The 17984-nt window shown below is 62.3% G+C and carries 14 protein-coding genes; all 14 read left to right on the top strand.

Annotation, left to right across the window (positions count from 1 at the left end; genetic code table 11):
* Positions 1–105: 105 nt before the first annotated feature.
* The 14 genes from VFW93_RS17750 to nadC all read left to right on the top strand — a co-directional run bounded on the left by VFW93_RS17750 (position 106) and on the right by nadC (position 17911).
* On the top strand, positions 106–1203 hold the full coding sequence (locus VFW93_RS17750; RefSeq protein ID WP_329695282.1) for an acyltransferase: 1098 nt from the start codon (positions 106–108) through the stop codon (positions 1201–1203).
* Between the two features lie 122 nt (positions 1204–1325).
* Positions 1326–1958 (top strand): XrtA/PEP-CTERM system exopolysaccharide export protein, encoded by a 633-nt coding sequence (locus tag VFW93_RS17745; RefSeq protein ID WP_329695281.1) that lies wholly within the window; start codon positions 1326–1328, stop codon positions 1956–1958.
* 88 nt (positions 1959–2046) lie between these two features.
* Positions 2047–3597 (top strand): XrtA system polysaccharide chain length determinant, encoded by a 1551-nt coding sequence (locus tag VFW93_RS17740; protein ID WP_329695280.1) that lies wholly within the window; start codon positions 2047–2049, stop codon positions 3595–3597.
* Between the two features lie 12 nt (positions 3598–3609).
* On the top strand, positions 3610–4635 hold the full coding sequence (locus tag VFW93_RS17735; RefSeq protein WP_329695279.1) for an XrtA-associated tyrosine autokinase: 1026 nt from the start codon (positions 3610–3612) through the stop codon (positions 4633–4635).
* Positions 4616–6160 (top strand): TIGR03016 family PEP-CTERM system-associated outer membrane protein, encoded by a 1545-nt coding sequence (locus VFW93_RS17730; RefSeq protein ID WP_329695278.1) that lies wholly within the window; start codon positions 4616–4618, stop codon positions 6158–6160. Before VFW93_RS17735 ends, VFW93_RS17730 begins: the two co-directional genes overlap by 20 nt.
* 14 nt (positions 6161–6174) lie before the next feature.
* Complete coding sequence (locus VFW93_RS17725; protein WP_329695277.1) at positions 6175–8316, top strand: XrtA/PEP-CTERM system-associated ATPase; 2142 nt, start codon at positions 6175–6177, stop codon at positions 8314–8316.
* A 115-nt stretch (positions 8317–8431) separates the two neighbouring features.
* Positions 8432–9418, top strand: coding sequence for a polysaccharide deacetylase family protein (locus VFW93_RS17720; RefSeq protein WP_329695276.1), 987 nt, complete (start codon positions 8432–8434; stop codon positions 9416–9418).
* 214 nt (positions 9419–9632) lie between these two features.
* Positions 9633–11003: a TIGR03013 family XrtA/PEP-CTERM system glycosyltransferase gene (locus tag VFW93_RS17715; protein WP_329695275.1), complete on the top strand. Its 1371-nt coding sequence runs from the start codon at positions 9633–9635 to the stop codon at positions 11001–11003.
* Between the two features lie 161 nt (positions 11004–11164).
* The gene (locus tag VFW93_RS17710) at positions 11165–12205 is read left to right on the top strand and encodes a lysylphosphatidylglycerol synthase transmembrane domain-containing protein (RefSeq protein ID WP_329695274.1); all 1041 of its coding nucleotides are present in this window, start codon (positions 11165–11167) and stop codon (positions 12203–12205) included.
* 33 nt (positions 12206–12238) lie between these two features.
* A complete protein-coding gene (locus VFW93_RS17705; protein WP_329695273.1) occupies positions 12239–13270 on the top strand; it encodes a glycosyltransferase family 2 protein in 1032 nt (343 codons plus the stop codon).
* A gap of 130 nt (positions 13271–13400) precedes the next feature.
* Entirely contained in the window at positions 13401–15101 is a 1701-nt protein-coding gene (locus VFW93_RS17700; protein ID WP_329695272.1) for a glycosyltransferase family 39 protein, read from the top strand.
* Positions 15091–15852: a phosphatase PAP2 family protein gene (locus tag VFW93_RS17695; protein WP_329695271.1), complete on the top strand. Its 762-nt coding sequence runs from the start codon at positions 15091–15093 to the stop codon at positions 15850–15852. Before VFW93_RS17700 ends, VFW93_RS17695 begins: the two co-directional genes overlap by 11 nt.
* Positions 15849–16982 carry a quinolinate synthase NadA gene (gene nadA, locus VFW93_RS17690; protein ID WP_329695270.1) on the top strand — a complete coding sequence of 378 codons (1134 nt, stop codon included), beginning with the start codon at positions 15849–15851 and terminating at the stop codon, positions 16980–16982. The genes VFW93_RS17695 and nadA overlap by 4 nt, the downstream gene beginning before the upstream one ends.
* Positions 16983–17002: 20 nt before the next feature.
* Positions 17003–17911 carry a carboxylating nicotinate-nucleotide diphosphorylase gene (nadC, locus tag VFW93_RS17685; RefSeq protein WP_329695269.1) on the top strand — a complete coding sequence of 303 codons (909 nt, stop codon included), beginning with the start codon at positions 17003–17005 and terminating at the stop codon, positions 17909–17911.
* Positions 17912–17984 lie beyond the last annotated feature (73 nt).

Genomic DNA, 17984 nt, shown 5'->3' with positions numbered 1-17984 from the left:
GCGCCGACATTGTGCCCTGAAGGCCCACACGCCAGGAACAATAACGCGGCACCCCCAAATCATGGATTGAAGCGCCACCTTGACGCAGGTAGGATGCCGCCCGACATGAGCGACACCCCCCACAGCCCCACCGACAAGCGCCCTCCAGGCCGCGTCAACGAAATTGACCTGCTGAGATTTGTGGCATCCATGCTGGTGCTGCTGTTTCATTACGCCTTTCGAGGCATGGCCGCCGACAACATGGCCGCCATGAATTACCCCTGGCTTGCACCTGTTTTCAAGTACGGTTTTCTGGGGGTTCAGCTCTTTTTCCTGATCAGCGGTTTTGTGATCCTCATGTCAGCAGCCGGCGGCAGCGTCCGAGGTTTCATTGTTTCCCGGGTGATCCGGCTGTATCCCGCCTTCTGGGCGGCTTGCACCATCACCTATCTGGTCTGCATCGCCTGGGGCGGTCCAACCTACGCTGCCAGCTTCAAGCAATACCTGATCAACATGACCATGATCAGCGATTACCTGCATACGCCGGCCATTGACGGTGTGTACTGGTCACTGTCGCTGGAAATCCGGTTTTATGTGCTCATCACCATATTGCTGATGATTCGCCAGATTCACCGCGCGGAGTTTTTTCTGATCGCGTGGCTGGTGGCCACGATCGCGCTGGAATGGCATCCGATTGGCAAACTGCGCTTTCTGCTGATTTCAGACTACGCCACCTTCTTTATTGGCGGCGCGACCATATATCTGGTCTGGTCCAAGGGTTTGTCAATTCAGCGTGCGCTGATGATTCTGTGCAGCCTGATATTGGGGATCATTCAATCCATCAAGGGCCTGGCTGAATTCGGGCATTACTACCACACGGAAATGGACCCCGTGATCACCGGCCTGCTGGTGACCAGCTTCTACGCCATCTTGCTGCTGGTTGCCTTGCGAAAAACTGGCGCACTGGCCGGGATGCGCTGGATAACGGCCGGCGCGCTGACCTACCCGCTCTACCTGCTGCACCAGAATATTGGTTATATCATTTTCAACCACGCACACGGGCACCTGAATATTCACCTGATATTCTGGGGAACGATCGCCCTGATGCTCGCGGGCGCCTGGCTCATTCATAATCTGATCGAGCAAAAGGCCGCCCCCGTCCTCAAACGTGTATTGAACAGGACGCTTGACACTTTTTCGCAACTCACCCCCAGTAAGGGGTGAGATTGCAGTCGAGCTGCAAGTTATGCACCTGTTGAAGGTGTGCTCCTGTTATGCTTGAATGATTTCCGCCGTGCCTGCGGTTCGCGGCGAGGTAACGCTGTATAGACTTTCGAGGGTTGCGTATGCGATTGACCAGTTCTTCTCCTTTGTCGTTGGCCCGCCTGGCCATGGCCGCGGCCGTTGCCCTGGGCCTGAGCGCTTGCGGCAGCTTCAGCAGCTACCCCCCGGCGCCAACCCATGCCGACACACCTGATCAGCTCTACAAGATCGGCGCCATGGACACCTTGAGCGTGGTGGTCTGGCGCAACCCCGATCTGTCTGCCAACATCACAGTTCGCCCCGACGGCCGCATTTCCCTGCCCCTGGTTGAAAACATCATGGCAGCCGGCAAGCAGCCTGCGGATCTGTCACGCGAGATCGAAGCTGCCCTCGTGAAGTACATCCGCGAACCGGTGGTCACCGTCATCGTGAACAACTTCCAGGGCATTTCGACCGAACAGATTCGCATCGTCGGTGAAGCGACCAAACCCCAGGCCGTCCCCTTCCGCCAGAACATGACCTTGCTGGACGTGATGATCCAGGCTGGCGGCCTGACCGATTATGCGGATGGCAATGGCGCCGTTCTGGTGCGCGGCTCCGAAAAAGGCAAGCAATACAGCATTCGCCTTAAAGATTTGCTCAAACGTGGCGACATCAGTGCCAATATCGAAATCAAGCCGGGCGACATCATCATCGTGCCCCAAAGCTGGTTCTGATAGTCGGATCTGATATCCAGCAGCGTCCCGACACGGTCGGCGCATCCATTCAAACCAACGGGCATTACCCAGTCGTACTTCCAGCCGTATGGACGATACTCTCCGGCAAGTCTCCAGTATTTTGATTGCCATGTGGCAGCGGCGCTGGGTAGGCGTCGCTGTTGCCTGGGTCATTGCCTTTCTCGGAGCGGGCGTGGTCTACGTGATGCGAGACCGCTACGAAGCCTCAGCGCGCGTGTTCGTCGACACGCAAACCGTGCTCAAACCGCTGATGAACGGTCTGGCCTTTCAGCCGGACGTGGATCAGCAGGTCCGCATGATTGCCCGCACGCTGATCAGCCGCCCCAACATCGAGCGCCTGATCCAGTCCCCACGCATTGGTCTGCAGTACCTCAGTGAAGCCGATCGCGAAAAGATCATTGACCGCTTCACCAAGGAGATCAAGGTAGCGCCCTCAGGTGACGCCAACCTGTTCGCCATCACCTACCGCGACATCAACCCTCAGCGTGCCCAGCGCGTGGTGGAAGATCTGGTGGCCCTGTTCGTGTCATCCGGCGTGGTGGACAAGCAGCGTGACTCCGAGCAGGCTCGCCAGTTCCTGGACGACCAGATCAAGTCTTACGAGCTGAAGCTGACCGAAGCCGAAAACCGGCTCAAGGACTTCAAGATCAAGAACTTCGGCCTGACCGGCACCTCCAACCAGGACTACTTTGCGCGCATGTCGACCTCCTCGGACGAGGTCTCCCGCCTGCGTGTAGAGCTGCAGGCCGCCGAACAGGCACGTGACGCCCTGCGTCGGGAACTGGCCAACGAAGATCCGACCATGCCTGCCGAGGCCAGCGGCTTGCCCGTGCAATCACCCACGGCTGAAACCGATGCCCGTCTGGATGCGCAAAAGCGCCAGCTCGACGAACTGATGCGCCGCTACACGGACGAGCACCCCGATGTGGTGGCCGTGCGTCGCAGCATCGCACAACTGGAGCAACAGCGTCGCGCCGAACTGGACGCCCGCGCCAAAGCTGGCAACGGCAAGCTGAAGCCCGCCCCCACCAGCCCGGTGTTCCAGAAAATTCGCGTGACCCTGGCCGAGGCTGAAGCCAAGGTCGCGTCGCTGCGAGGCCAGTTGGGGGCACAGCAAGGCCAACTGGATCAGGCTCGCACCATGGCCAGCCGCATGCCGGCAGTGGAAGCCGAACTGGCTCAGCTCAACCGGGACTACGACGTGGTTCGCAAGAATTACGAACAGCTCGTGACGCGAAGGGAATCGGCCTCGCTGGGTGAAAAGATCGACCAGACGACCAAGGTGGCCGAGTTCCGCGTCGTCGAGCCCCCGCGCGTGTCGCCCACCCCCGCCAAACCCAGCCGCATGCTGGTGGCGCTGGCCTCCATTGCTGCTGCTCTGCTTGGCGGCGCAGCAGCCACATTCGGCCTGTCGCAAGTTTTCCCTTCGGTGTACGACGCCAGGCAGCTCAAGGAGATCAGCGGACGCCCGGTGCTGGGGAGTGTCTCGCTGGTCGTCGGCCCCGCCATCCACGAGCAGGCGCGCCGCAACAACCGCGTTTTCGCCGGGGCCATGGCCATCTTCCTGATGGCCAATGTGGGCTGGTTGATTGCAGTCAAGCAGCACATGCTTCCTTGAGGTGGCGAGAAGATGAACACGATCGAACAAGCCGCCAAACGACTGGAACAACTCCGCCAGGCTGGTATTGACGTCTCGGGCGCCAATACCGGCTCACCCGCGGAAGCCGCACCGCCCGCACCCGCCGCAGCAGTCAATACCGCTGCGCCGCCCCCTGCCGCGGCACAACCGGCACCAACTGTCGCACCAGCGATCACGGCAAGCCAGTCGGCCGAGCTGGACGATCTGCACACGCTCACGCCCGACGTGGTCGCCTCCATGATCGCCGAGCCTGACTACGTGCCGCCTGTGCTGCCTCCCGGCAGTGACAAACGCAGCCGTACCGTCAACCTCGACTTGCTGAGGATGAGCCGCGCCGGTTTGATGGTGCCCGGAGACCCCCGCTCGCAACTCGAAGAAGAGTTCCGCATCATCAAGCGCCCTTTGCTGGAAAACATCCACGGTCAGACGGCGGTGCGCCCCCATCGCGCGAACCTGATCATGGTGACCAGTTCTGTCCCTGGCGAAGGCAAGACGCAAACAGCCATCAATCTGGCCATCAGCATCGCCATGGAACTGGACCACACCGTGCTGCTGGTCGAGGCCGACGTGATTCGCCCATCTGCCCTTGAGCGCATGGGCGTGCACGCACAGAAGGGTCTGCTGGACCTGCTGGAGCACCCCGGCACCGATCTGGCCGACGTCCTGATCAAGACCAACATCCCGAAGTTGACACTGCTGCCAGCGGGCACGGCAAGCTCCCGCTCGACCGAACTGTTGGCCAGCGCAACCATGGACGAATTGCTGGAAGAGCTGGCCAGCAAGTACGCTGACCGCGTCATCATCTTTGACACGCCCCCCGTTCTGTCGACCACGGAGTCTCGCGTTCTGGCCACCCACATGGGCCAGGTGCTGATGGTGGTCGAGTCCGGCAAGACGCCTACCAGCACGATCAAGCAGGCTTTTGCAACGGTCGAGAACCACCCCGTCGTACTGGCCATGCTCAACAAATACCGCGGGCCGAAAGGCACCAGTGCTTATGGCTACTACGCACCCTGAGACCGCCATCAGCCTGGCGTGCCTGCTGCTGGCGGGAGGATGCGCGCTGCCCGCGGCCCAGGCGCAGACACAAACAACCAAAATCCAACCCACGCTGGATCTGCAGGTCCTGTCGACCGACAACGTCAATGCAGCCGCCAGCGGCCCGCGTCAAAGCGATGTGATCACCACGGCCACGGCTGGCGTGAACGTGAAAGCCAAGGGCGCCAACGCCACGCTTGAGGGCCAGTACCGCCTGAGCGCCGTCAACTATGCAAATGGCACGCAGCCTGATCGCATCCTGCCGTCAGGCGCGCTCAACCTGCACACGGACATCCTGCGACAAGGCGTGGGCCTGGATGCCAACGTGTCCTCCGAGCAGGTGCAGGCCAACTTCAACAATGCCACGACAAGTTCCTCGACGCCCAACACCGCCAACACCTACACCAACACGCGTTATGGCCTGAGCCCCTACATCAGCCGCCCGCTGGATGCCGACACCCACGTTGAAGCGCGACTGGGCCGCACCTGGTTGAAGTCGTCCCAGAACAGCACGGCGCTGGCAGCCAGGCCCAACTCGTATGCAGATGACCATCGCCTGCTGCTGACGCGCAGGCCCACACGCATCGGTTACGAGCTCGATGCGGATTACCAGACCACGCACATCTCCGGGCAATCCGACCCCAGCCTCACGCAGAAATCAGGCAAGGCTTCCGTTCTCTACGCCTTGAGCCCGGAACTGGAAGTGGGCCTGACTGCCGGCCGGGAAAGCACGCAGGTGCTCACCCGCAAGCTGGATGACACCATTCGGGGCGCACGCTTCCAGTGGCGTCCCGGTGAGCGCACGCTGCTCAAGGCCCAGGTGGAAGACCGCTTCTTCGGCAAAGCCTGGCAAGTGGAAGCCACACACCGATCGCCCTGGCTTGCCCTGGGGTTCAGCAGCCGCCGTCAACCTGAGACGTACACCTCGTCGCTGGGCACCTGGCAGGCGGGGTCGTCGATGCAAAGCCTGTACGACGCCATGCTGACGACGCGCATCACCAATCCGGTCGAACGGAAGAATGCCGTCGCCGACCTGATTGCTTCTCGCAATCTGCCCACCACAATTGGTTCCACACGTGACGCCTACGACCTGGGTGCCGTGCTGAGAGAAACCACGACCGGGCGTCTGGCCGTCATGGGGCGCCGCGACGTGTTGACGCTCTCAGCCGGCCTGAACCGCTCACACCCCTTGTTGATCGATTCCACCGTCTCCCTGCTGCCGCCACCGCGCACCAAGGAATACTTTTTCGACACCCAGCTCAACCACCGACTGACACCGCTGAGCACCATCTCGGGCGGCCTGCGCTGGTCACGTGCGGTCAACACACCAGACGGACAAGCCCCCATCCTGTCTCGCGATTTTTCCTGGCGGGCGACCTTCAACACCGCGCTGTCATCGGACGCCACGGCCAGCATGGGCCTCAAGCACCAGATCTCGCACACGCCATCCACCACCAGCAGCGACGAGTCGTCGATGTTTGTGGGACTGGGGTACCGCTTCTAGAGAATGCACACAGGATGTATGAGTCGTATTTCGGCCTGACCGGGGCCCCTTTCCTGCTCAATCCGGACCCCAGCTTCTATTTCGACAGCCGGGGGCACAGCAGCGCCCTGTCCTACCTGAAGTTCGGTCTGTATCAGGCTGAAGGCTTCATCGTGGTGACCGGTGACATCGGCGCCGGCAAGACCACGCTCGTGCGCACCTTGCTGAGCGACATCGACAATGACAAGGTCGTCGCAGCTCAACTGGTGAGCACCCAACTGGAAGCCGGCGACCTGTTGCGCTCGACCATCACGGCCTTCGGCATCCCGCCCAAGGGGCAAAGCAAGGCAGAGCTGATCGCCACGCTGGAAGCCTATCTGACACTGCTGGCCACGCAGAACAAGCGTGCCGTGCTGATCGTCGATGAAGCGCAAAACCTCAGCCGCGATGCGATTGAAGAACTGCGCATGCTGTCGAACTTCCAGTTCGGCAACCAGGCCTTGCTGCAAAGCTTCCTGATCGGTCAACCTGAATTGCGCGACATGCTGTTGTCGCGCAGCCTCGAGCAGTTGCGCCAGCGCGTGATCGCCTCGTATCACCTCGGCCCCATGGACCGCAGCGAAACGCGTCGCTACATCGAGCACCGCCTCAAGAAGGTCGGCTGGAACGATCACCCGCATTTCGACGACGACGCCTTTGACGAGATCTTCCAGTGGACGTCGGGCATTCCTCGTCGCATCAACCTGTTGTGCAACCGGCTGCTGCTGGCCACATTCCTGGCAGAAGGCCATGACATCACCTCCGCTGACGTGGCCCGCATCGCCATGGAGATCCGTGCGGAGATAGGCGAACCCACGCTCACGCGTGTCGACAGCCACAGCATCGCGCCGACCGCCGTCAACCTGCCCGAACCGCAGCGCCCCCTGGTGATGCCCACGCTGACCGACAGCGTCGAAGCGCCCCTGGAAACGCCGAAGTTCAGCAATGAGTTGCTCAATCCAGCCACCGTACGGGGCCCGCGCACGCATGCCTTCCTCATGGTGGCAGGCTCTCGCACGGGTTGCATCCGGGCTGCGGCACTTCAGAAGGCCTTCGCCACACGCACCGACCTGCCTGCGCTCAAGCTGCTGGTGATCAATGCACCCGGACAGTTCGAACTCAGTGGTGACTGGAGCGAACACCTGGGCCTGCGCGAACCCGATTTCGTGCTGCGCGTCCCGCCAGCCACGCCTGTGGGCCAGATGGCCGATGGCTTGCGGCAACTTGATCACCTGCTCCACGAGTACAACCCGGCCGCACTCATCGTGCAGGGTGGCGACGATGCAGCACTGATGGCCAGCCTGGCCGCCCATCGGCAAGGCGTGCCCATCATCCACATGGAGGCTGGCCTGCGCAGCTTCGACCGGTCTCGTCCGCAGGAAATCAACGCCATGATGTGTGACCACATGGCCGACCTGTTGCTGACCTCCGAGTGGGTGGCGCACGACAACCTCACGCGAGAAGGCATTTCTGCCGATCGCGTGCAATTTGTGGGCAATCTGGTCATGGACACGGTCCGGGCCATGCTGCCGCAAGCCTCGCCGCCCAAGTACACCTTGCGCCAGTTCGACCAGTCGCCCGAACTGCTCAAGAACAAGCAAGGCTACGGCATCGTGCATCTTCATGGCGGCGGCATCGGCACCGAACTGCAACCGTTGATCGAGCTGACGGCCATCCTGAAGTCCATCAGCCGGGATCTGCCCATGATCTGGGTAACCAACGAGGCCACCCGACGCCTGATCAACCAGCATCATCTGCTGGCTGGCGTTGATGGTGCGCAACTGGGCGTGCTCCCCGTGGTGCCCTACTACAAGATGATCGGCCTCATCGGCACCGCTGCCTGCGTGTTGACCGACTCGTCCACCGTTCAGGAAGAGTCGACCATCCTTGGCGTGCCCTGCCTGACCTTGCACAACTACACCGAGCGGCGCATCACGGTCGAGCAAGGCACCAACATCGCGGTGGGCTGCAACAGCAGCCTGATTCACCGCGCCGTGGCCGAAATACTCAGGGGTGGCGGCAAGAAGGGTCGTCTGCCCAAGTTCTGGGATGGTCTCACGGCCAGCCGCACCACCGAGCATCTTGCCGCATGGTGGAAACAACGGGCACCCAGAGAGCAGTTGACCAACCCTGCCTGACGCACGTGCCAATCAGTGACATCTGACGTTAACCCATTCAGGTAGGGGCATGCAAAGCGGCGGGCAGCCGCTATCATGTTTACAAATTTACACGTTTTGCCTGCGCCGTCACCCCATGCCATTGACCTCACTTGCATTCATCGGAGCTGGAGGGTTCCTGTCACCCGGCGGCGCCAGTGGTTGCCTGACTGTCCTGACCTACCATCGCGTGCTGCCTCAGGCGGACCCCCTGCAGCCACCCGATCAGATCGATGCGGCCAGTTTTGATGGGCACATGACTGCAGCGCGGAGTTGCTTCAACGTCTTGCCGCTGCCAGATGCGCTCGACATGCTGGAACAAGGCAAGCTGCCCAGGCGGGCCCTGAGCATCACCTTTGATGACGGCTATGAAGACAACCACTCCGTGGCTCTGCCCATCTTGCGCCGCCACCGCCTGCCTGCCACTTTTTTCATCTGTACGGGCTACCTGGGCAACGGCTTGATGTTCAACGATGTCGTGACTGAAGCGATTCGACGCGCCCAAGGCCCCCATCTCGACCTCAGCTGGCTGGGGCTGGGCATGAGGCCGGTCAGCAATATCGCCGAGAAGCAGGGGTTGAGCAAGGAACTGGTTCAATTCGTCAAATATTTACCCCTGGCGCAACGTCAGGCCACCTGCGACCGTCTGTGGGAAGCCTGTGCCGGACAAAATGCCCGTCCACCGTTGATGATGGTCCCAGAACAGGTCAAGGACCTCGCTGCACACGGCATGGCGATAGGTGGGCACACACATACTCACCCGATACTGACCAAAATTGGTCTGGACGAGGCGCGCGAAGACATCGTCCGAAACAGACAGGCCCTGCGTGATATCACCGGCAGCACGCCCTCCCTTTTCGCCTACCCGAACGGCCGCCCCAACACGGACTACACCCGTGAACACCGGGATTTGGTCAAAGAAGCGGGATACCGTGCTGCAGTCAGTACCGCCTGGGGCGTTGCCACTCGGGAAAGTGATATTTTCCAATTACCCAGATTTGCACCCTGGAATGTTTCTCCGACCCGTTTGACCTTGCAATTGTTAAAAAATGCACATAAAGGTCGACAAGCGGTATCGGCTTAGTGTTTGGCGCGACGACCAAAGTCACTTTGCCCCCCCAGTTTTAGGGTGGTCCCCCTTGAACGCAGGGTTATGCCACCCGACCGGTGCGAAGACAATCCCCCCATTACAAAAACTTACTACTTTGGGTTGGGTTGTCGCACTTGTTGCAGCGGCCTGGTCTCTTTGAGAGGCGATCATGTTCCGGGTTTTTCAGCATCACATTTCGATTGCGACGTTGGCTGAACTGCTTGCAGACAGTCTGACGAGCTTCCTGGCCATCGTGCTGGGTGCCCTGACCATCGCTCATCTCTACGGAGACGCCAGCGTGTCCATGGGCATGTCCAGCGCCTTGCGCTCCGGCCTGGGCTTCGCGCTCCTCATCCCCCTGCACTGCGGCCTGGTGGGCGTCTATCGCGAAGGTTCCGAACGCAAGACGACTCGCGCCAAACTCGGCCGCGCCGTGCTGGGTTGCCTCCTGGGCGCCCCCATCGCCTACCAACTGGCTGTCAAGACTGTTGTAGACGGCAGCCAGGCTCACCAACTGATGGGCTTCGCCGTGGCCTACCTGATGATCGGCTTGCTGATTGTTCGCGGCCTGCTGATGTCGGCCTGGCGCGGCGCGCTGGTCCAGCAGCGCATCCTGATCGTCGGCACGGGCAACGAAGCCCACGCCGTGGCCACCGACCTGAAGTCTCGCCGCCTGCGCAGCCACTCCGTGATCGGCTTCTACCCCGCTGGTGAGTCCGTCCTGCCTGCCGAAGACAAGCGTTTCAACATCTTCCCCCGCGCCACCTCGATCGACGAGATCGTCAACAAGCACGACATCAACCAGATCATCGTGGCGGTCAAGGAACAGCGCGGCGGCAACGTGCCCATGGACCAACTGCTGTCGGCACGCATCCAGGGCATCCCCGTGATGGACCTGGCCGCCTTCTACGAACAAACCACTGGCGAAGTGCCTGTGGACAGCCTCAAGGCCAGCTTCCTGGTCTACGGCCGCGGTTTCGCTCAAGGTCGTGGCCGGATCATCGTCAAGCGCGCGTTTGACGTGATCACCTCCGGCTTCCTCCTGCTGCTGGCCTCGCCCGTGATGCTGCTGACCATGCTGGCCATCAAGCTGGAAAGCGACGGCCCGATCATTTATCGTCAGGAACGTGTCGGCCTGGGCGGCAAGAGCTTCATGTGCCTGAAGTTCCGCAGCATGCGCACTGACGCCGAAAAGGACGGCGTGGCTGTCTGGGCTTCCAAGAATGACTCGCGCATCACCCGCGTGGGCGCCTTCATCCGCAAGACCCGCATAGACGAGCTGCCCCAGTTGTTCAGCGTGCTGGCTGGCGAGATGAGCATGGTTGGCCCTCGCCCCGAGCGCCCCACCTTTGTGGCCCAGCTGAAGGAACAGATCCCCTTCTACGACGTGCGCCACAGCGTGAAGCCAGGCGTGACCGGTTGGGCCCAGGTTCGTTATGCCTACGGTGCATCGGTTGAAGACGCGCTGCACAAGCATCAGTACGACCTGTACTACGTCAAGAACAATTCGCTGTTCCTCGACCTGCTGATCCTGTTCGAAACCGTCAGCGTGGTCTTGTTCCGCGAAGGCGCACACTGATCCCGGCCTGTATCTGATACCACGATACGGCAACTGATACCAAGATTTCCTTCCATCGCGTGGCGCACCCCAGGGTGCGCCACCGTCGTTTCAGGGGGTGCGGTTTCAGACCGGCATCAAGTTGCAGGACAATGGCGGGTTGTCCGCCATACCCCGATCCTGTGACGCCACCACCCAGCGCATCTGCCACTGACACCCCCGCCCAGTCCGGTGCGGTTCGTGGTGGCCTGCTCAAAAAGGGCCTGGCCTGGGGCCTGGGGCTGGGTTTGCTCGTCTGGCTGCTGTCGCGCACCCCGTTCGAGCAAGTGGCGCAGGCTTTCACCCGCCCGAGCTGGCCGACCTGGGTCATCACGCTGGGCGGTTTGCTCGTCAGCTATGTGCTGCGCGCTGCCCGCCTGCAGGTTGTGCTCAATCTGGAAGGCCATCACAAGGCACCGCATCGCTGGCTGGGCGTGCGCACCGATGCCCTGCGTGTGATCCTCATGCACAACGCCGCCATCAATCTGCTGCCCATGCGTGCTGGCGAGCTGAGTTTTCCCTGGCTGGCCTCGCGCGAACTGGGCATGCCGGTGACGCGTGCCGTGGCCTGCCTGCTCTGGATGCGCGTGCAGGATGTTGTGATCCTGGCCGTGCTGGGCTTGCTGTTGTGGCCGGGCCTGTCGCTTTGGCTGCGTGGTGCAGGCTTTGCCGCCATGTGGGCGGGCTGGCTGACCCTGGGTTACCTGTCACGCACGTGGTTTGCCCGTCATGCCGATGAGCCGGCTACAGGCAAACTGGCCAGCTTGATGCTCAAACTCAGGCAAGCGCTGCTGGAGCCCGAACATCACCACCCGCTGGCCTGGCTGGCCACGCTGGCCAACTGGAGTCTGAAACTGGCTGCCGGCGCCTGCTTGTTGTCAGCTGTCAGCACCGCACCGTGGCTGACCTCCTGGGCGGGTGCTTTGGGTGGAGAATTGGCGGCCATCGTGCCGCTGCAGGGGCCGGCGGGCTTTGGCACTTACGAGGCGGGCGTCTGGGCCGGCATGGCCGCCCATCTGCCGGCACAATCGGCAGCCCTGTCGCACGCGGTGAGCGCGGCGCTGGCTCTGCATGTCTGTTTTCTGCTGTGCGCTGTCCTGGCGGGCGCACTGGCATCTGTTTTGTCCTGGGCCAACCAGCCCCGTGCGCGTCAGGGTACGCCCTCTGCTCGTCATCCTGACTAGCAGGGGCGGGTTTGTTTGCGAGAAAGTGAAGTCATGACTGTTGCCCCGACGGCCAAGCCCGTCTCTACCGATGCCGTGCCCAACCACCGCCTGACCGTGGTCGTGCCGATGTACAACGAAGTCGACAACGTCGAACCCTTCGTCACGGCCGTTCACGATGCTTTGGGCAACTACCCCTTCGAATGGGAACTGATCATCGTCAACGATGGCAGCCGCGACGGCACACAACAGGCACTCGATGAACAGGCTCGCCTGCGCGGCCCCCACGTGCGCCCCATCCACCTGTGGCGCAACTTCCGCCAGACGGCCGCCATGCAGGCCGGCATTGATGCTGCCCGTGGTGACGTCATCGTGACCCTGGACGGTGACCTGCAAAACGACCCCAAGGACATCCCCAAACTGGTCGCGCGCCTGCTCAAGGAGGACCTGGACCTGGTCGCCGGCTGGCGTCAGAACCGCCAGGATGGCCTGTGGCTGCGCAAGGTGCCTTCACGCATTGCCAACCGTCTGATCCGCAAGATCACGCAACTGGAGTTCCAGGATCTGGGCTGCAGCCTCAAGGCCTACCGCGCCAGCGTGCTCAAGCGCGTGAGCCTGTATGGTGAGATGCACCGTTTCATCCCTGCATGGATGGCCACCGTGACCTCGCCTGCGCGCATGGCCGAAGAACCTGTTAGCCACCATGCGCGTACGCGCGGTGAATCCAAATACGGCATCTCGCGCACCTTGCGCGTGGTGCTGGACTTGCTGGCCGTGAACTTCTTCCTGCGCTTTTCCGGTCGCCCTGGCCACTTCTTCGGCGGCGTAGGCCTGGCCGTCGGCCTGGTGGGCGGCCTGATTCTGAGTTACCTCGCCGTGCTGAAAATCATGGGCGAGAACATCGGCGGGCGACCGCTGCTCTGGCTGGGTTTCTTCTGCGTGCTGGGTGGGTTGCAGTTCCTCACCACAGGCGTGCTGGCCGAGTTGCTGATCCGCATTTATTACGACCGTGGCGACGTGGCGCCGTATCACACCAGTGAAGCGCCGCACCTGAATGCCGACACCGCCTGGCATCAGACCCATTGACGTTGTTTGTTGTTGTCATTGACCACACACCATGAACCAACCCACCAATGCTCTTGTTGTTTCCACCGGCGCTGCACCGGTGGCGAAACGTCCATCAGGACAACGCTGGCCCAAGATCTGGGGCCCTCGCATGTGGAAACTGCTGGCCCTGGTAGCCGTGCTGTTCGCCTATCGTTTGTGGGTGGTTCGTCACTCCGGCATCTCGCTGTTCTTTGACGAAGCCCAGTACTGGGATTGGTCCAAGCACCTGGCCTGGGGTTACTTCTCCAAGCCACCGCTGATCGCCGGCCTGATCTGGCTGAGCACGACCTTGTTCGGCTCCGGTGTGCTGGGCGTGAAGGCCCTGACCATGCTGCTGTACCCCGCAACGGCCTTGTGCATGGTGGGCCTGGCTCGCGCGCTGTGGCCAACCAGCAGCGGCGTGCGCACGGGCATGGTGGCGGCGGCCCTGTTCATGACCATCCCGATGGTCGGGCTCATGGGCATGTTCGCGTCAACCGATGCGCCGCTCATCCTGTGCTGGACGCTGGCCTCCTGGGCCTTGTGGCGTGCGCAGGTCACCAATCGCATGAGCCATTGGGTGCTTCTGGGTGTGGCCTGCGGCGTGGGCCTGATGGGCAAATACACCATGGCAGCCTTTGCCATCACCGCCATCTGGACGCTGTGGGCCGTGCATGGCCCGCAACGCGGCTTGTTGCGCCCAGGCCCCTGGGTCGCCATGATCGTGGCACTGGCGCTGCTGTCGCCCAACCTGATGTGGAATGCCGCCAATGGCTTCCCGACATTGCAGCACACGGTCGAACTGACGGCGCAATCGGATCGCTCAGGCGGCATTCTGCCCACGCTGGTGTTCCTGGCCGGTCAGGTGTTGATGCTCGGCCCCGTGGCCGTGATCGCAGGCCTCTGGCTGTACAAGCGTCAGCCTGCCCCTGGCACCAGCATGCCTGGCAACACGGCCCCCACCAGCCAGTGGGCCGCGTCCAGCCAGATGATGCCCCCCAGCCAGTGGAAGAACTCGACCCAGGCCACGATGCCCAGCCAGCCTGGCGGGCAAGGTGAGCAGGCTGCGAAGCGCCCCGTGGTGCGTAATTCGGCCTACTACCTGGCCTCGGTGTCCAGCTATCGTTTCCTGTGGGCCATGAGCATCCCTCTGCAGGCCATCGCCATCGTGCAGGCCTTGTATGCCGATGCGCACGTGAACTGGGCGGCCCCCTCCATGGTTGGCTTCACCTTGCTGATCGCCTCGCGCCTGAGTGCACCGCTGGTGCCCCTGGCCGCGCCGCGTCCGGCCAACTGGCTGATCGCCGTGCTGGCCAGCAACCTGATCCTGACCTCCATCACCCTGCATTTGCGTGATGTGGTGGGCCCGACCTTGCCATCCAAGTACGACGTGCTCGTGCGCATGCGTGGCTGGCAGGAAGCCTTTGCCGACCTGGCCCCCGAACTGGAAGACCCTGTGGTCACCGGCCTGCCGGTTTTGACCGACTCGCGCCTGTTCATCACGGAAGCCGCCTACCACTGGCGCCGCTACAACGTGCAGACGCTCGCATGGAACCCCAAGCAGCAACGCCAGGACCACTATGAGATGACGCGCAGCCTGCCCAACAAGGTGGGTGCAGACGTGTTGCTGCTGACCAGCAATCCCAAGCCGGATGAGATCACCAAGCGTTTTGCCATCATCCGCCACATGAAATCCACGTCGATTGCGGTCGGTCCTGATCGCAACGTCGAGATGCACCTCTTCTTCCTGCGCGGATTCCTGGGCTATGACCAGAAGACCTATCTGGAACAAAGTGGTGCCGACAAGCCCTCTACAACTGATGATCAGTGAGACCAGACGCCGTTCTAGACGTCATCTTCAAGAGCAGGACCCCGATGAGCTGGACACCCGGCTGATCTGGGCAGGCCTGTTCTTCTCGCTCGCCACCTTTGCGCAGTTCCCGGGCCTTGATTTGCTGGTGTCGGTGAACTACTGGAACGCCGAGCAGGGCTTCTTCCACCGTGATGACGTGGTGGTGCGCGCCCTTTATGACTGGACGCCCCTGATTGGCCGTGGCCTGGTGCTGGTACTGGCGCTGTTTGCCATGCTGGCCCCCTTGATCGCCCGCGTCCTGCACAAGACCGGGCGAGAAGAACAGGCCCGCAAGGCGATGGGCCCCTGGCGACACCTCGCGACCATGACCGTGTGCTGCGCGCTGCTCGGCAACGGGCTGGTGATCGAAGGACTGTGCAAAGGCCTGATGGGCCGCCCTCGCCCCGTTCAGGTCGTGCAGTTTGGCGGTACCGAGGCCTATCATGGCCCTTTCACGCCGGGCGACGATACCGCCAACCATCGCAGCTTCGTGAGCAGCCATGCCGCCGCTGGCTTTGCCCTGATGAGCCTGGGCCTGACCTGCGGCCCCGTGTGGCGCCGCCGCTGGCTGCTGATCGGCACGGTGACAGGCGCCGCGGTGGGCTTTGGCCGCATGCTGCAAGGTGGCCACTTCCTCAGCGACATCATCTTTGCCTTCTACGCCATATGGTTATCGTGCGAACTGGTAGCCTGGGCCGATAGAAAGCGACTTTCCCGTTCGACACCATGAGCTCCGCCCACACTGACGCCAACACCGTCTCGTATGACTATGACCTGCAGGACGCCACCGGCGCCACCTGCACGGCCCACGCCTGGGCCAAGGTGCCTGCCCCGCTGAGTGCAGACGCCAAGGCTGACATCAAGGCGCGCATCAAAACCCTGCTGAAAGAGCGCAATGCCGTGCTCGTGGCCCACTACTACGTCGACGGCGACCTGCAGGATCTGGCGCAGGAAACGGGTGGCTGCGTGTCGGACTCCCTGGAGATGGCGCGCTTTGGCCGTGACCACAGCGCCCAGACCCTGATCGTGGCCGGCGTGAAGTTCATGGGCGAATCGTCCAAGATCCTGAGCCCCGACAAGCGCGTGCTGATGCCCGATCTGGACGCCACCTGTTCGCTCGATCTGGGCTGCCCGGCCGACGACTTCATCACATTCTGCGACGCCCACCCGGATCGCAAGGTCGTGGTGTATGCCAACACCAGCGCCGCCGTGAAGGCCCGCGCCGACTGGATGGTGACCAGCTCCTGCGCCCTGTCCATCGTCAACCACCTGAAGGCACAAGGCGAGAAGATCCTGTGGGCACCCGATCGCCATCTGGGCCGCTACATCCAGAAGGAAACCGGCGCCGACATGCTGATGTGGAACGGCGCCTGCATCGTGCACGACGAGTTCAAGGGCCTGGAGCTGGATCTGCTCAAGAAGGATCACCCCAAGGCCCTGGTGCTGGTGCACCCTGAATCACCCGAGAGCGTGGTGGCCCAGGCCGATGTGGTGGGCTCGACCTCGCAATTGCTCAAGGCCGTGATCGAGTCCGACGCGCCCGAGTTCATCGTGGCCACCGACAACGGCATCCTGCACCGCATGCGCCAGATGGCGCCCACGAAGGTGTTGATCGAAGCCCCGACGGCCGGCAACAGCGCCACCTGCAAGAGCTGCGCGCACTGCCCCTGGATGGCCATGAATGGCCTGCAAGGCGTGCTGGACTGCCTGGAAAAGGGCGTGGGCGAGATCACGGTGGAAGAAGCCATCCGCGTGAAGGCCCATGGCTGCATCGACCGGATGCTGGACTTCGTCTCGAAAAACCCGGCCGCCATCACCAAACCCGCGCAAGGCTTCGTGCCCAACATCGGCGCGGCCTGACTCATCGGTATCGATCCATCATGTTTGACCACAACGAGACCCTGCAAGAAGCCCGCGAACGCAATGTGCGCGACGCCCTGTTCGAAGACGTCGGCGTGTGCGACTGGACTGCGCAACTGGTACCCGCCGGCCAGCGCGTGAAGTCGCGCCTGATCGTGCGTGAAGAGGCCGTGCTGTGCGGCCGCGACTGGTTCGAGGCCTGCCTGTTCAAGCTCGACCCCCAAGCCAGCATCACCTGGGCCTATGCGGAAGGCACCCTGATGTCGCCTGACACCGAGGTGTGCCTGATCGAGTGCGATGCACGCGCCATGCTGACGGCCGAGCGTCCGGGCATCAACTTCCTGCAGACGCTGTCGGCCGTGGCCACCCTCACCCATCGCCACATGAAGGCGATCGAAGGCGCCTCGCCCAACCCGCGTGGTTGCGTGGTGCTCGATACCCGCAAGACCCTGCCCGGCCTGCGTCTGGCGCAGAAGTACGCCGTGCGCATCGGTGGTGGCGCCAACCAGCGCCTGGCCCTGTATGACGGCATCCTGATCAAGGAAAACCACATCGCCGCCGCCGGCAGCGTGACGGCCGCCGTGAAGAACGCCCAGGCCCTGGTGGCCTCCCAGCCCTCGCCGCAGCGCGAACAGATCACCATCCAGGTCGAAGTAGAAAACCTCGATGAACTGCGCGAAGCCCTGGCCGCCGGTGCACTGAGCGTCCTGCTGGACAACTTCGACTACGACATGATGCGTGCGGCCGTGGCCATCAACAAGGAAATGGCTGCGGGCGAGGCTTTGCTGGAAGTCTCGGGTGGCGTCACCCTGGACCAACTCCGCGACATCGCCGTGACCGGCGTGGACCGCATCTCGATCGGCAAGCTGACCAAGGACGTCAAGGCCGTGGACTTCTCGCTGCGCGTGCTGGAGCGCATCGGCGCCTGATCAAGGCCGCTGGAAATTGGGCCAACAAGCCGCGCTTAAAGCCCCATTTTTCACGACACAGGAAAGCCGGGCT

The sequence above is a fragment of the Aquabacterium sp. genome, from assembly GCF_036279675.1.
GTDB lineage: Bacteria > Pseudomonadota > Gammaproteobacteria > Burkholderiales > Burkholderiaceae_C > Aquabacterium.
Note: the sequence above shows the minus strand (reverse complement) of the source record. Positions and strands in the feature narration are given on the sequence as shown.

Excerpts from the sequence above, each read along its gene's own strand:
- VFW93_RS17750 (WP_329695282.1), top strand. The coding sequence starts at position 106 with ATGAGCGACACCCCCCACAGCCCCACCGACAAGCGCCCTCCAGGCCGC.
- VFW93_RS17745 (WP_329695281.1), top strand. The coding sequence starts at position 1,326 with ATGCGATTGACCAGTTCTTCTCCTTTGTCGTTGGCCCGCCTGGCCATG.
- VFW93_RS17740 (WP_329695280.1), top strand. The coding sequence starts at position 2,047 with ATGGACGATACTCTCCGGCAAGTCTCCAGTATTTTGATTGCCATGTGG.
- VFW93_RS17735 (WP_329695279.1), top strand. The coding sequence starts at position 3,610 with ATGAACACGATCGAACAAGCCGCCAAACGACTGGAACAACTCCGCCAG.
- VFW93_RS17730 (WP_329695278.1), top strand. The coding sequence starts at position 4,616 with ATGGCTACTACGCACCCTGAGACCGCCATCAGCCTGGCGTGCCTGCTG.
- VFW93_RS17725 (WP_329695277.1), top strand. The coding sequence starts at position 6,175 with ATGTATGAGTCGTATTTCGGCCTGACCGGGGCCCCTTTCCTGCTCAAT.
- VFW93_RS17720 (WP_329695276.1), top strand. The coding sequence starts at position 8,432 with ATGCCATTGACCTCACTTGCATTCATCGGAGCTGGAGGGTTCCTGTCA.
- VFW93_RS17705 (WP_329695273.1), top strand. The coding sequence starts at position 12,239 with ATGACTGTTGCCCCGACGGCCAAGCCCGTCTCTACCGATGCCGTGCCC.
- VFW93_RS17700 (WP_329695272.1), top strand. The coding sequence starts at position 13,401 with ATGTGGAAACTGCTGGCCCTGGTAGCCGTGCTGTTCGCCTATCGTTTG.
- VFW93_RS17695 (WP_329695271.1), top strand. The coding sequence starts at position 15,091 with ATGATCAGTGAGACCAGACGCCGTTCTAGACGTCATCTTCAAGAGCAG.
- nadA (WP_329695270.1), top strand. The coding sequence starts at position 15,849 with ATGAGCTCCGCCCACACTGACGCCAACACCGTCTCGTATGACTATGAC.
- nadC (WP_329695269.1), top strand. The coding sequence starts at position 17,003 with ATGTTTGACCACAACGAGACCCTGCAAGAAGCCCGCGAACGCAATGTG.